The sequence below is a fragment of the Actinokineospora xionganensis genome (assembly GCF_014323725.1).
Classification (GTDB): Bacteria; Actinomycetota; Actinomycetes; order Mycobacteriales; family Pseudonocardiaceae; genus Actinokineospora; species Actinokineospora xionganensis.
In genome coordinates, this window is the sequence record NZ_JABVED010000039.1 from 1 (window position 1) to 13,893 (window position 13,893).

Annotated in this window: 11 protein-coding genes; 7 read left to right on the top strand and 4 right to left on the bottom strand. The window is 67.3% G+C overall.

What is annotated here, in order from left to right; all coding sequences use genetic code 11:
• Together GPZ80_RS31515 and GPZ80_RS31520 are read left to right on the top strand one after the other, a co-directional pair.
• Positions 1 to 811, top strand: an 811-nt coding sequence (locus GPZ80_RS31515; protein ID WP_222720148.1) for a hypothetical protein, incomplete at its 5' end; no start/stop codon positions are given.
• The gene (locus tag GPZ80_RS31520; protein WP_187224758.1) at positions 808 to 1,425 is read left to right on the top strand and encodes a DUF3558 family protein; all 618 of its coding nucleotides are present in this window, start codon (positions 808 to 810) and stop codon (positions 1,423 to 1,425) included. The genes GPZ80_RS31515 and GPZ80_RS31520, both read left to right, overlap by 4 nt.
• A gap of 443 nt (positions 1,426 to 1,868) precedes the next feature.
• Here GPZ80_RS31520 and GPZ80_RS31525 read toward each other — a convergent pair whose 3' ends face one another.
• Complete coding sequence (locus GPZ80_RS31525; RefSeq protein ID WP_187224759.1) at positions 1,869 to 3,062, bottom strand: tyrosine-type recombinase/integrase; 1,194 nt, start codon at positions 3,060 to 3,062, stop codon at positions 1,869 to 1,871.
• A 1,230-nt stretch (positions 3,063 to 4,292) separates the two neighbouring features.
• Between GPZ80_RS31525 and GPZ80_RS31530 the strand changes: the two genes are divergently transcribed.
• Positions 4,293 to 5,009 (top strand): hypothetical protein, encoded by a 717-nt coding sequence (locus tag GPZ80_RS31530; protein WP_187224760.1) that lies wholly within the window; start codon positions 4,293 to 4,295, stop codon positions 5,007 to 5,009.
• Positions 5,010 to 5,068: 59 nt separating this feature from the next.
• Here the strand turns inward: GPZ80_RS31530 and GPZ80_RS31535 are convergent, their stop codons facing one another.
• Positions 5,069 to 5,449, bottom strand: coding sequence for a HEAT repeat domain-containing protein (locus tag GPZ80_RS31535; RefSeq protein WP_187224761.1), 381 nt, complete (start codon positions 5,447 to 5,449; stop codon positions 5,069 to 5,071).
• A 180-nt stretch (positions 5,450 to 5,629) separates the two neighbouring features.
• Positions 5,630 to 6,211, bottom strand: coding sequence for a site-specific integrase (locus GPZ80_RS31540; RefSeq protein WP_187224762.1), 582 nt, complete (start codon positions 6,209 to 6,211; stop codon positions 5,630 to 5,632).
• 432 nt (positions 6,212 to 6,643) lie between these two features.
• Between GPZ80_RS31540 and GPZ80_RS31545 the strand changes: the two genes are divergently transcribed.
• The 4 genes from GPZ80_RS31545 (at position 6,644) to rox (ending at position 13,403) form a co-directional block, all read left to right on the top strand.
• Positions 6,644 to 9,220 (top strand): type IV secretory system conjugative DNA transfer family protein, encoded by a 2,577-nt coding sequence (locus GPZ80_RS31545; RefSeq protein WP_246477678.1) that lies wholly within the window; start codon positions 6,644 to 6,646, stop codon positions 9,218 to 9,220.
• Positions 9,221 to 9,269: 49 nt separating this feature from the next.
• On the top strand, positions 9,270 to 10,355 hold the full coding sequence (locus GPZ80_RS31550; RefSeq protein WP_187224764.1) for a replication-relaxation family protein: 1,086 nt from the start codon (positions 9,270 to 9,272) through the stop codon (positions 10,353 to 10,355).
• On the top strand, positions 10,355 to 11,332 hold the full coding sequence (locus GPZ80_RS31555) for a C40 family peptidase (RefSeq protein ID WP_187224765.1): 978 nt from the start codon (positions 10,355 to 10,357) through the stop codon (positions 11,330 to 11,332). Before GPZ80_RS31550 ends, GPZ80_RS31555 begins: the two co-directional genes overlap by 1 nt.
• A 589-nt stretch (positions 11,333 to 11,921) precedes the next feature.
• The gene (gene rox, locus GPZ80_RS31560) at positions 11,922 to 13,403 is read left to right on the top strand and encodes a rifampin monooxygenase (protein ID WP_222720149.1); all 1,482 of its coding nucleotides are present in this window, start codon (positions 11,922 to 11,924) and stop codon (positions 13,401 to 13,403) included.
• Between the two features lie 123 nt (positions 13,404 to 13,526).
• Here rox and GPZ80_RS31565 read toward each other — a convergent pair.
• A partial coding sequence (locus GPZ80_RS31565) for a hypothetical protein (protein ID WP_187224767.1) occupies positions 13,527 to 13,893 on the bottom strand: 367 nt, incomplete at its 5' end.

Sequence of the window (13,893 nt, forward strand, 5' to 3'; positions counted from 1 at the left end):
GCCGCCTACGGGGATTCTTCACTGGCCACGGTCATCCGTGGCACTAGAAGTTGGATACAACACGTCCGAGGAGATCATGGGAGGTGTCGACCAGATCGAGCAGCATCTCTCCGACTGGCTGGGCGACGCGGCGGACGCATTCCGCAGGCAATTGGTGAACATCAAGGTGTTCACCAACGTCCAAGGCGAATTCGTGGCCCGTACTCTTGGCGCACTCGCTGCCTCGCTGGCGCTGGCCGCACACGCTCGTCGCGACTACCTCGAACTCGCCCGGGCGACTGTCGAGGGCATCGACAAGGCCATCGCGGACGCCGCGGAGCAGGCAACGGTGTTCCTGATCAAGGTCGGCGGCGGGATCGCGAAGACCGTCATCGGCACACTTGCCGATCCGGCGAAGGCCATTTCCACTTTGGCGCAAGGTGCGATCGACATCGTTGTCGAGGGTGTCTCGCATTCAATCAACGGTGTTGAGGTCGACGACATCCTCCGCTCTTTCGCCGATCAGGAACGGAGGATGCGGGAGGCATATGACGACGAGTTGGACATGATCTCGCATTCTCTGAAGCAAGCCGGGGACGCGCTCGCGGAGGAGACATTCGACCTGTACGAACCATTGCCGTCGAGCACCGATGTCGACAGTCCTGACTTCAGGTACGAGCGCTTCTACACCAAGGACCAGTTGCCAGAAGGCCGTTTCAACAAGCAGGTCGAAGACGAACGAAAGAAGATGCTCGCCGAAGAGCAAGGGCCCGACTCGGGCCCGCACAACCTGATCCAACGGCGACTTGAACCCGACAAGGAACACTCGTGACCACCTCTGCCACTGTCGCCGGGCTGGCGATCGCCGCTGCCGCCGCTCTAGCACTCGCGGGGTGCTCCGAGTCCGTTGCGAAGAACCCTCCGCCCCCACGCGCATCGGAAACGTCCGCACGGGACACCCCGACCAAGCCGACCGCGCCGCCCATAGCCCACCCGCTTGGCCTCGATGACTACATCTCCAAGCCGTGCGATCTTCTCCGCGAGGCCGACCTCGCATTGTTCGATCTCGGCCCAGACATCCGACAGAAGGCGCGCGACGAACAATCACCGATCGTCAAGTGCATCTCGGACGGGGTACCCAGTGCTGGATGGGTCCACCTCCGCATCTACGTGAACTCACCACTCGGCTCCCCCCTGGTCGACGCGTACCGATCCAATCAGGATGCCCCCTCCTTCAAACCCCTGACAATCAAGGGAATGCCAGCCGCTCAGTACGGCTCCACCTCTGGGGGAAAAACCTGCGCTGTCGCCGTGGGCACGAGCGAGGACCAAGGCTTCACGGTCACGTACGACCCCGGACAGCAGGCTCCGGCAGACGGGATCGCCGCCACCTGCGAGAAGTCCGCGAAAGCCGCGGAAACGGTCCTGGAAAAGCTCTCCGCATGACCAGGTGATCAAATCCGGGACGGTCGGGCCCGCCATCAAGCCGGGCTCGACCGTTGCCTTGGTATACAAGGTGTTCCCCATGCTCGCAGTGACCGCGCGCGGCGCCGTCCAGCGACATTCACTGGCACGCTTTGCTGTCGGCCGTCCTCATTCAGTCCGCGGCACCAGAGCCAACATCGAGACAGCTTGGAGACCAAACCCCGCGCTCGCGAACAAATTGTAAGTACTAGCCGGAAGGCGACATCCCCAGTCGGGTCTGCGATGGCTGGGATTGCGCCCATCGGTCAACGACATCGCGATGTCGCCGAGTGCGGCTCCGAGCTGTTCGCAGAGACCGTCGGTACGGTCGCGGTTTGAGCGAATCGGGCTATGTCGCCAAGGGCCAGTGCGCCCACCTAACTTGGAGGTAGGCGCACCGGCTCGGTTTGTGCATGGCGAAGTGTTCAAGCTGCTGCGCGCCAGCCGGTGTCCAGGTTGGTGGCGGGCAGCTCGGTCAGAGCTGTGGTCCAGCGGGCCTGGAGTCGGTGCAGGAGGCGCGCTTTGACTTCGTCGGAGACGTGAGAGTAGGCCTCTTGGATCTTGTCAGGGAGTTTGTGGCCGAGCCTGCGGGACTGAGCGATCTCAGGGATATCGTCGGTGATCATCCAGGTTTTGTGGCTGTGGCGTAGTCCGTGGAATGTCAGTCCCGTTTGGATTGGTCGGGTGCGGACACGGGGGTGCTCCACGTTGAGGTTGCCGTCGGCGGCGGGGCGCATGGCTCGGCGGGCGAAGTTGCTGCGGCGGTGGAGTTCGGCGTCGGTGGTGACGAACACGTGCGGGTGGTCGTGGGTGTCGAGGTAGTTGCGCAGGAGTGGTACCAGGAACGGTGGGAGGGTGATGGTGCGGGCGGATTCGGGGGTTTTCGGTGGGCCGAGCCAGAGTTTGCCGCTCGCGGATTCGTGGAGGGAGCCTGCGTTGGGGTCGATGACGATGCGGGCGTTGTCGGTCGGGTCGAGGTGGAGGTTGCGCCGTTGTAGGCCGGTGAGTTCGCCCCAGCGGGCGCCGGTGAACGCTGCGGTGAGGATGAGGATGGCGGCGTCGATGCCATAGCAGGCGTTTGCCTGATCAGCGATGCGGATGACGTGTTCTGGGGTTGCCCAGATGATCTCGCGGGCGGGGCTGCGTCGTCCGCGTCCGCGGCGGCGGGCTCGGATGGGGTTGGCGGGGATGAGTTTGTCTTCGGCGGCGTCGGACATGATGAGGGTGAGCAGTTTCAGGGTGTCGGACACGGTGACGTCGGCGAGGCCGTCGCGGCGCAGTGTTTTGGCCCAGGCGTGGGCTTTGAGGCTGGTGATGTCGGCCAGTGGTGTTTCGGCCCAGCGGGGCAGGATGTGGGCGCGGAGTTTGCTGCGGTAGTTCTCTTCGGTGCGTAGGCCGACGTCGAGGGCGTCGAGCCATTCCTCGACCCATTCGCCGAAGGTGGTTTGTCCGCCGGCGGGGTCGATCCAGGTGCCGGAGCGTTGGTCGGCTTCCATGCTGTCGGCGTGGTCTTCGGCGAGTTTCTTGGTGGGGAAGCCGGGGATGGATCCGATGGTGCCGTCGTCGGTGAAGTATCGGACTCGGTAGGTTTTCTTGCCGCTCTTTTCGACCCAGGCCATCACGTTCTCCTTGTGGGTGTGGGGGTCACTGGTGTGATGGGTCCATGGACGCTCCATGTGCCGAAGAGGGCAAGCGTTGCTGCGAAAGAACTTTCGCCACTAGGTGACCACATTGGACACCTTGTTGGCTTCTACATTGATCGTCCGCGTCGTGCGCGGGGATGAATGGGTTGTTGGCCTGCTTCGGTGATCGCGGCGAGGTTGCTGTCGGAGAACCGGAGATGTTTGCCGACGAACGTGCAGGGGACGAGGCGCTGACTTGCTTTGCGCCGCAGCCATGACTCTCGGACCGCGAGGATGTCGGCGGCTTCGGTAGGGGTGTGCAGCTTCAGCCGCCGTTGTGTGGTGGGGGTGCTGTCATCGGATGCTTCGGTGGGTGTGGTCTGCGGGTGGACGGGTTCCGGCGGACGCGCAAGATTCCGGGTGCGACGGTGAGCGCGGTCGGGGCCATGAGGACTCATGAGGACCTCCCAGGTCCGTGGTGCCCTGCTCTATGTGCGACCGAAGTCGCTCGGCACGTGCCGAGTGCGTCGCACAGCGGGACGCCTGCGGTCAGGCCATCGGCGAACAGCGTGCTCGCCGATGTTGCCATTCGGTTGACGGTGGGGGCGTCCAGCCGTCCGCAGCGGTGGTGGTGGCGATGGCCGAGCGTAGGTATCGGGCCGTCGTCACCAAACCGAGTGTCGATGATGACCGCGTGATCACCGAACGAAACACAGGCTGTGCTGCGGCCGTGATGGCCCGGCATGGTCGCGCCCGCGGTGCTCATGCCGCCCGCTCCGTGGAGCCGACGCCGGTGACGGGCTCACCGGAGCGGCAGGACCAGGGCGAGCAACCGTCTGGGTCACCGTCTTCGTCGCGTGCGGACTCGGCTGTGATCAGCCGTAGATGCCGTTTGCTTCTTGCGGGTGTGTCGAGGTCGACTTGGTCGAGCGGTGTGCAGCATCGGTGTAGGAAGTACTGCCCGCGCAAGCCTTGTCCTTGTTTGGTGGCGCGGGGGTATCCGTGGCGGATGGCGCGGTCGAACTCGACAGCTTCCGCCCACCCGTGGGGGTCGTTGTCTCGGATCCACCGCCACCCGGCAGCACCGTGGAACGGACAAGTTATTGCGAATATCCGGTAACGATCAGTCGTGATGGTGTTCAGTTGAGCGGCTTGCCGAGAGTGATTGATTGCGCGGCACCTGGACGTGATGGGAAACCTGGTGGACGCATTGTCTAGCCTGGTGAGGTGTCGAGTCGCCTGATCACATCCGTACTCCTGCCGGTGGACTCTGCCTGGAATACGGTTGAACTCAAGCTCCTGGTTGATGACCAGGACGTGATCGGAAAGGTGTTTGACCGAGGTCCGTGGAGGGATCCTGACGCGTTGTTGGGGCCTGACAGCCCGCTGCTGCCTGCCGACGAGCCGCGTGAGGTGATGCTCGCGGAGGCCGATTGCACTTGGGGGTGCTGCGGCGCGGTGTTCGTCCGGGTCCGCCGTGACGGGCGCCAAGTCGTCTGGGACCAGTGGCGCAATCCCGACGACAGCCGCTTGTCCATGGCGGAAGTCCGGTTCGACTTGGCACAGTACGAAGCCGAACTCGCCCGTGCCCACCGCGAACGGTCCTGGGAGTGGACTGGCCGGGCCGTGGCGCGTCTTGTGCGTGCCAGGCTCCGCAAGGAATCGACTGTGCTGGCTCGATGGAACAGCGGCCTCGAGTGGACTCAATCCATGTTCGATGCGCCTGGTCACGTCGAGGTGTCGTTCACCTCGCCACCGCGGCATGTCGTCAACGACCACTGGCGGGCGACCGGCGAACTCATGGACTACATCCAGTTCCTCGCGAGGTTCCCCGTGAGCGAGGAGCCCGCCGAGAGTCAAGCCGACCGCATTGTTGCCGCGCTGCACGGACGCGACCCTCGCAAGGACGCTGTGGTGTGCGGCGGCTCGCCCGCTCGACGTTGATCCCTCGGCCTGGGTAGAGGTGTGTCGCTGCTCGGCGCGTGTGTTCAGCGCCTGGATGCTCATGGACGTTCTTCCGTCAGATTGCCTTGACCGGCAGTGAGCGCGATGGAGGCGTGATCTGAGCCGAGCAAGGCGACCGGTTCGGACCAGTCGGGTGGATCACGCCGTTGGATGCTGGTTTGGTAGGCGCGTTGCAAGACCGGCAGGGCTTCGTGAACCCGTCTGCGGCCGAGCGCGCCGGCCGCCCATTCGCGCACGGTGTCGTGTTCGCTGGTCAACAGTGCGATCAGTGGTTGGTCGGCTCGACGATCGTCGAGTTCTTCGACGATCTCGATCGCGCACAGTTGTCCGTATCGGCTCAGGGCGGGCAGCGCGCGCAGGAGCGGCGCGACGACGTCGGTATGGCGGCCGCGATGGGTCAACTCCGCTTGTGCGTCCATTGCGTGGTCGACCGAATCGGCGTCGAGCTGTTGTGTCAGCTGCCAGAGCTCGTCGGCCTCGCCGGTGTCGATGACGTTCCTCCATTGTCCTGTCCCGCCGCGCGCCCGCGCCGCGGTGCCATTCTCGGTGGGAAACGAGGCCGAGGGAACCTATTTCCGCCGGTAATTGGATGCGTCGTCTCAACTGTGCGCTGTGGACTCGGCGTAGGCGGTGATGCCGGGGTGGTCGACGGTGGTGGGGTAGCGGTAGGCGGCTGCGACGGAGACGCCGAAGAGCTCGCACAGGAGTTTGATGTCGCCGCCGGTGGCGTGGGCTTCGTCGAGGATGCGGTCTTGGCGGATCGACTGTGGGGACATGCCCAGGAGTTTGCCGATCCACCACGGGGCGACCGCGCTGGTGGTGTTGGCGTTGCGGTAGTGGATGAACAGGTGCGGGTTGGCCGTGTTGGGCCAGCGCTGGAATCGGTAGTTCAGGTAGGCGGTCATCCGCACCCGGACGGGTGGTGCCAGAGGAATGATGCGATCGCTGATGTGCAACCGGCCGTCGCGGACATCGCTGACGTGCAGGCCACGCAACTGCCAGATGCGGATCGCGTGGAAGGCGAGCAGGGCGGCGATCGCCGCTGTGGTGGGGTTCTCGGAGTTCAGCAGGCCGCGCAGCGCGGTGAGGTCGATCGGTTCCGGGGCGGGCTTGTTCGGGGTCGGGACGCTGATCCGTGCGGTGGGGTTGACGAACACCAAGCCGCGGGCCTTGAGGACCACGACTATGCCTCATGAACCCCGGCAACCTGTCGGAAATCCCGACGGCGTGTCGCACTTACCTCCCAGCCCGACACGACCCACCTGGCCTCAACAGCAGGGTCACCGGCGCACAGCGACCAGAAACGAACACCGGGAAATTCGTGCAAGCAACCCGGCCGAGCTGGCCGAATACGCCGCCGACAGCCATGGCGACGACTCCGACGATGCCAGTCGGTCCTATGTGGACCTCGGGTTCGGCGACGACTATGACGACATGGCCGGGGCAGACGAGTTCGGGTTCGACTCCGGCGACCAAGTCGACCTCGACGCCGCCTGAACACCAGCGCTCGTCGCTTTCCGTTCTCCGAAAGCCTTTCGGCTGCTTTTCGTGAAGGGACACTTGCTATGCGTTCCTGGATGTCGGCTGCTCTCCATCACCCCGCCCCGTCGACCATGTCCACTGGGATCCGGGCGGGTGGGGTGGGCGACGGGTGGTTCGGCGACTACTTGCGCGATCCCGGCGGTGCCGCGCTCGCGCTGCTGGAATGCCTGCGCGAGTGGGCGATCGCGTGGGGGCCGATCGCCGCCCCGCTGCTCCTCGCCGGCGTGGCGGGATTCGTGGTCGGCCGCCGGTGGTGGGTGCGGCGCTGCCACGCCCAGCTCGTTGCCGATGCTCGGCAGGTCACCGTGCTCGCCCCGCCCACCGTCGACCCCGCAGGCGGTACGGCGCTGTGGGGCAACCTCGTCGGCCTGCTCCGCCCGGCCTGGCGGCGGTGGTTCACCGGGCAGCCGCATGTCGCCTGGGAGTACGTGTTCAGCGAGCATGGCGTCGCGATCCGGCTGTGGGTGCCCGGTCTCATCCCGCCGGGTCTGGTCGAGCGGGCGGTGGAGGCCGCGTGGCCGGGGTCGCACACCCGCGTCGCCAAGCCGGCGCAGCCGCCGCTTCCGGCGCCGGGTGAGGGGCAGCGGCGGCTGGTCGTCGCAGGTGAGCTGCGGCTGGCCCGCAGTGAGGCGTTGCCGATCCGCACCGACTTCGACGCCGACCCGCTGCGCGCGTTGATCGGCGCCCCTGTCGGGCTGGGGCGTGACGAGTACGCCTGCGTCCAGGTCCTGGCCCGCCCCGTCACCGGTCGCCGCGTCACCCGCGCCCGCCGGGCGGCTCGGCGGGTGCACACCGGCGGCTCGACCCGCCTGGTCGGCCGCGTCCTGGACATGCTCACCCCCGGCATGAAGACCAGCATTCCGGCCGGGGGCCGGACGAAAGCCGGGGCACTGCACTCCGATCCGCAGACCTCGCTGGAGTACGCCGCGCAGAACCGCGCCATCGTGGGCAAGCAGCGCGGGTCGCAATTCGAGACGGTGATCCGTTACGCCGTGGCCACCCTGCTCCCCGCGGACGCGGCCGACGGCGAGATGCGCAGGGCGCGCGATGTCGCCCGCGGCCGGGCACACGCCCTCGCCGCGTCCTTCGCCTCCTACACCGAACACAACCGCTACGCCCGCCACCGACTACGCCACCCCGGCCCCGCACTGGCCGAGCGCCGGCTGCGCTCCGGGGACCTGCTGTCGGTGGCCGAACTCGCGGCGATCGCGCATCTGCCGGTCGACGAGGCGATCCCCGGAGTGCAGCGCGCCGGAGCCCGCGCGATCGCCCCACCACCGGGCATCGCCACCCCCGGCCCCGAGGCCAAACCGATCGGGGTAACCGACAGCGGCCACGAACGCCCCGTTGCCCTGCGCGTCCCGGACGCCCGGCACCACCTGCACGTCATCGGCGCCACCGGCAGCGGCAAGTCGACGCTGCTGGGCAACATGATCCTGGCCGACGCCGAAGCCGGGCGCGGAATCGTGCTCATCGACCCCAAGGGCGACCTGGTCACCGACATCCTGTCCCGGCTCCCGAAATCGGCCGGGGACCGGGTGGTGCTCTTCGACGCCGACGCCAAGTCGAGACCCCCGTGCCTGAACCCGCTCGATGGTGGGGAAACCGACCTCACCGTCGACAACCTCGTCTCGGTGTTCCGGCGCGTGTACTCCGCGTTCTGGGGGCCGCGCACTGACGACGTGATGCGCGCCGCGTGCCTGACCCTGCGCACCCAGGAAGGCGTCGCCACCCTCGCCGACCTCCCTAAACTGCTCGACGACCCCGCCTTCCGGTCACGAGTCACGGCAGGGGTGAGCGACCCGGTGCTGCGCGGGTTCTGGTCCTGGTACTCCGAACTCACCGACTCGCAACGCTCACAGGTCATCAGCCCGCTGATGAACAAATTGCGCGCGTTCCTGCTGCGGCCGTTCGTCCGCGACGCCATCGCCGGTGGCCACTCCACAGTGGACATGCCCGACGTGTTGGACGGCGGGATCTGCCTGGTCCGTATCCCCAAGGGCAGCCTGGGCGAGGAGACCACTCGGCTGGTCGGGTCGCTGGTGGTGGCGCGGACGTGGCAGGCCACCACGGGCCGCGCGCGCATCCCGCAACGCCAGCGCCGTGACGCCTCGATGGTGATCGACGAGTGCCACAACTTCCTGAATCTTCCGTACCCGATCGAGGACATGCTGGCCGAAGCGCGGGGATTCCGGGTCTCGATGACGCTGGCGCACCAGCACCTCGGGCAGCTCCCGCGCGAGCTGCGGGAGGGAATGTCCACCAACGCCCGCTCGAAAATCTTCTTCAACGCGAGCCCAGAGGACGCCCGCGAGCTGTCCCGGCACACCGCGCCCAGGTTGTCCGATCACGACCTCGCGCACCTCGGCGTGTACCACGCCGCAGCCCGTTTGGTGCTGAACGGGGAAGAGGCGCAGCCGTTCACCATGCGCACCCAGCCGCTCCCGCGCGCGATCCCCGGCCGCGCGAGGGAGATTCGCGGCATCGCCCGCCGCGCCCTGCGCGACCGCGCAGGCACCGCCTCGCCGACCACCGGTTCACCGTCCCGGCCCCCGCAACAGCCCGGTCCGGCACGACCCGCCACCGGGGATCGGCGGAACCGGTCCACCGCGCGCCCGCGCAATGCCGATCCACGCCGCCACTCCTGACCCACCGGCGGAAAGCCCGTGCCGCACAACGACTGGAGGCCCCGAGCCCATGATCACCAATCCCACTCGCCAGAGATCCCTTCGAGGCCACAAGCCCGCCCGGCCGACCCCGCGCTCGGCCAACACCACCGACCACCAGGCGGTGCTCGCGTGGCGGCTGACCCCGCGGGACCGGTGGATCATCCGGATGCTGCACGAACACCGGGTACTCACCGCCCACCAGATCACCGCCCTCGCATTCCCCAGTTTCCGCAGCGGACGCCAGCGGATGCGTGAGCTGTACCTGTGGGGTGTCGTCGACCGATTCCAGCCGTTCGTGACACTCGGGACGGCGCCGATGCACTACGTCCTCGCCCCCGCCGGGGCCGCCGTCCTGGCCGCCGAAGACGGCCTCGACGTCAAGGAACTGGGCTACCGGCACGACCGCGCCTTCGGCGTCGCCCACTCCCTGCGCCTGGCGCACACCGTCGGGGTCGCCGAGTGGTTCACCGCCCTGGTCGACCGCGCCCGCCACGACCCCGCCAGGGAGCGCATACGGTTGGTCGCGTGGTGGTCGGAGACCCGCTGCGCCCGCCATTTCGGCGACTTGACCCGCCCCGACGCCTACGGGCGCTGGAGGACCCAGGGCGTCGAGGTCGAGTTCTTCCTCGAGTTCGACTACGGCACCGAGGTGCTCGGCAAGCTCGCCGGGAAACTCGACGGGTACGCCGCCCTCGCCGCGGCCACCGGGATCACCACACCCGTGCTGGTGTGGCTGCCGACCGCGCGGCGTGAGGCCACCGCCCGCCGGGTGCTGCACCGGGCGTGGCGCGAACTCGACGACCCGAGCCTGGTGCCGGTCGCCACCGCCGCGGCCGACCTGCTCAACCCCGACACAGCGCATCCGAGCCCGGCCGACGAGGTCTGGCTGCCCCTGCACCGCGCCGCCGGGATCGGCTCCCGCTGCGCGCTGCACCGGCTGCTCGACGCCTGGCCGCACCTGCCGGCCCCCACCACCGACCCCGACAACGGCGAGTCGGTGCGGGAACTGGACATGCCGCTGCTTATGGCTCCCGCTCCGTCGCCGATGCCGCCCAGCCAGCCGCCCGCCACCTCTCGCGGACCGAGCACGTACAAGGAGGTGACCCCGCGGTGATGGACAAAATCGGCGCCGCCGGGCTCGCCGTCGTCCTGGTCATCCCGATCCTGATTGGCCACAGCGTGTCCGGGACGGTCGAGGCGGTGCTCGGCGACAGCACCAGCAGCCTGGACTGCGCCCCCACCAGCGGCACCGGGGTGCCCGGATATGGGGCCGAGCAACTCGCCAACGCCGCGGTCATCGTCGCCGTCGGCCAGCAACTCAACGTCCCCGTCCAGGGGCAGGTGGTCGCGATCGCGACCGCGATGCAGGAATCCACCCTGCGCAACCTCGACCACGGCGACCGCGACAGCCTCGGGCTCTTCCAGCAGCGACCCAGCCAAGGCTGGGGCACCCCGGGGCAGATCATGAACCCCACCTACGCCGCCACCCAGTTCTACCACCACCTTCTCAACCTTCCCGGCTGGGAGACGATGAGCGTGAACGACGCCGCCCAAGCCGTCCAACGCTCTGGCACCCCCAACGCGTACGCCAAACACGAACCCACGGCGCGGCTGATCGTCGGCACGGTCGCGGGCGCGGGCTGCATCACCACCACGGACATCACCGTCGGCACCGGGGACTGCAACGCCATTGTTGCCCCCAACCCCGTCGCCGCAGCGGCGATCAACTACGCCTGCGGGCAGAGAGGACTCCCGTACGTGTGGGGAGGTGATGGGGCTGAAGAAGGCGGATTCGACTGCAGCGGGTTGACCAAGGCCGCCTACGCGGCGGCCGGAATCACCCTGCCCCGCACCGCGCACACCCAGTTCCACGCCGGGCCTCGCGTCCCGGCCGGGCAGCCGCTGCTGCCCGGCGACCTCGTATTCTATGGCAACCCGAACACCAAGATCCACCACGTCGGCCTCTACCTTGGTGGAGGTTTGATGGTGGACGCTCCGGACCGGGGGCAGGTGGTGAAGGTTGAGCCGTTCCGGTACCGGGGAAACGACTACGCAGGCGCTACGCGCCCGTCCGGTTCCCTTACGTTGTAGTTTCCGCGCAAGAATGACAGTTTCCGCGTGCAGATGATAGTTGTCCGATCTTTTGATCAGATACTGCAGAAGGAGTGCCAAGCTGGCCCCGGTCTCTATCTCTGGTCCACGGTGCAAAGTAGCCGCGCGGGGCGGCCGGTCACCCTGCTCGTGGGCCTCGCGCTGCCGCTCGCGCGCTCGTCGAGCGCCTCCGGTTCCAGCGCGCAGCGCCTTCCGTGATCCGGTCTGCCTCGGGGCGGCCAGGATCAGATCATCGACCGTGAGCGGGACCAGCCGGGCCGCCACGCCGGATTCGCCCTGCAACCGCACGGGCCCGTTCGGGGTCGTGATCACGTGGCTGGGAAAGGATTGGACGGGGTGATGCTCGGGCTTGTAGCTTGCTGTGGACCGTGACACCGCCCGAGGAGGTGAGACCCATGAACGCTGTATCGATGTGGGTGCTCCCCCTTCCTGCCACGGTCGGGCGATTGACATAGGTGTCGCCGGGAGCGCCTCGCCAACAAGGCACTCCCGAAAGGCAACACCTATGCACTCTCCGCAGTTCACCGCCGAGCCGTCGTCGAACGATACGGTCGAGCGCGACTTCACCATGGGCGACGTCCCCGGACTCCGGTCGCCGGCCTCCGGCGCCGATCGAGCGCCCCTCATATTCGACGTGATCATCGCCGGGTGCGGGCCGACCGGTGCGACGCTGGCCGCCGAACTGCGGCTGCACGACGTGCGGGTACTCGTTCTGGAGAAGGAAACCGAGCCCGTGTCGTTCGTCCGTATCGTCGGTCTGCATATTCGCAGTCTCGAGCTGATGGCGATGCGCGGACTGCTGCAACGCATTCTCCAACACGGAAGACGGCGTCCGGCCGGCGGTTTCTTCGCCGCCATCCCCACACCCGCGCCCAAGGGCCTGGACTCCGCTTACGCCTATCTGCTGGGCATCCCGCAGCCGGTCATCGTGCGTCTGCTCGAAGAACACGCGATCGAACTGGGTGCGCGGGTCCGGCGCGGTTGTGCGGTCGCCGGTGTCGAGCAGGACGACGAGGGTGTGACCGTCGAGCTGGCCGACGGGCAACGGCTGCGTTCGCGTTATCTCGTCGGCTGTGACGGCGCGCGCAGCACGGTGCGCAAGCTGCTCGGCGTCGGTTTCCCCGGCGAGCCCTCACGGAACGACACGCTGATGGGCGAGATGGCAGTGGGTGTGCCGCAGGAGGAGATCGCCGCCAAGGTGAGCGAAATCAGCGAGACCAGCAAGCGGTTCTGGCTCAGGCCCGCCGGCGTTGGGGTCTACAGCGTCGTGGTCCCCGCCGCGGGAGTCAGCGACCGTGCGGAACCGCCCACCCTCGAGGATTTCGCACAACAGCTGCGCGCCATCGCCGGAACCGACTTCGGCGTGCACTCCCCGCGCTGGTTGTCCCGGTTCGGGGATGCCACCCGGCTGGCCGAGCGTTATCGGGTCGGGCGGGTGCTGCTGGCCGGCGATGCGGCGCACATCCATCCACCCCTCGGTGGACAGGGCCTCAACCTGGGTGTTCAGGACGCGTTCAACCTCGGCTGGAAACTAGCCGCACAGATCCGCGGCTGGGCGCCGAAAACACTGCTGGACACCTACCAGGCCGAACGTCATCCGGTCGCTGAGGACGTGCTGGACAACACCCGCGCCCAGATGGAACTGACGTCCACCGAACCGGGCCCGCGGGCCGTGCGCAGGCTGCTCACCGAACTGATGGACTTCGACGAGGTGAACCGCTATCTGATCGAGAAGATCACCGCGATCGGTATCCGCTACGACTTCGGTGATGGCCCCGACCTGCAGGGCCGCCGCCTGCGCGACATCGACGTGAAACAGGGCCATCTATACGGTCTGCTGCATCGGGGCCGCGGTCTGCTGCTGGACCGCACCGAACGTCTGACCGTCGGCGGCTGGTCAGACCGGGTCGACTACCTCGCGGATCCCACCGCGGCACTGGATGCTCCGTGCGTCCTGCTACGCCCGGACGGATACGTCGCCTGGATCGGCGACGATCAACAGAACTTGGACGAGTACCTCTCCCGCTGGTTCGGCAAGCCCGCCAACTGACCTCGCCTGAGCAACCGAAAGGCCCGTGAGGAGGGTCGAACGGCCAGTAGGGACCCGGCAGGACAGGATGTTTTCGCAGCACGGTCCCGACCACCTGGACAGGCCGGGACCGCGCTCGTCAGGTCACGCGGTCAGCGGCCGTAGCGGGTGTTCGCGCGATAAATCATCGTCGGGGTCCTGGATGTAGAGGTAGAACTTGACGTCCGTGATCTCGTTCCTGGTCTGGGCCCCGGCCTGCTCGACCGATCCGGCGCGATATGACGCGACGATCGTCCCGGCGGCGTTCTCGACCATAACCTCGCCTGCGAGTGCGGCGCCGCCGATCACGATGATTACCGGTTGCCCGTCGCGGTAGTGCACGGACAGGGCGCCAACGTCGTCAGATGTGTCAACAGCCTGCGGCGCGGTGTGCGTCTCACCGGCGCCCGGCGGTTCAATGATGATCAGTCCAGGCTTGTTGCGTACCGGGTTTGATGGAGACATCGAAACC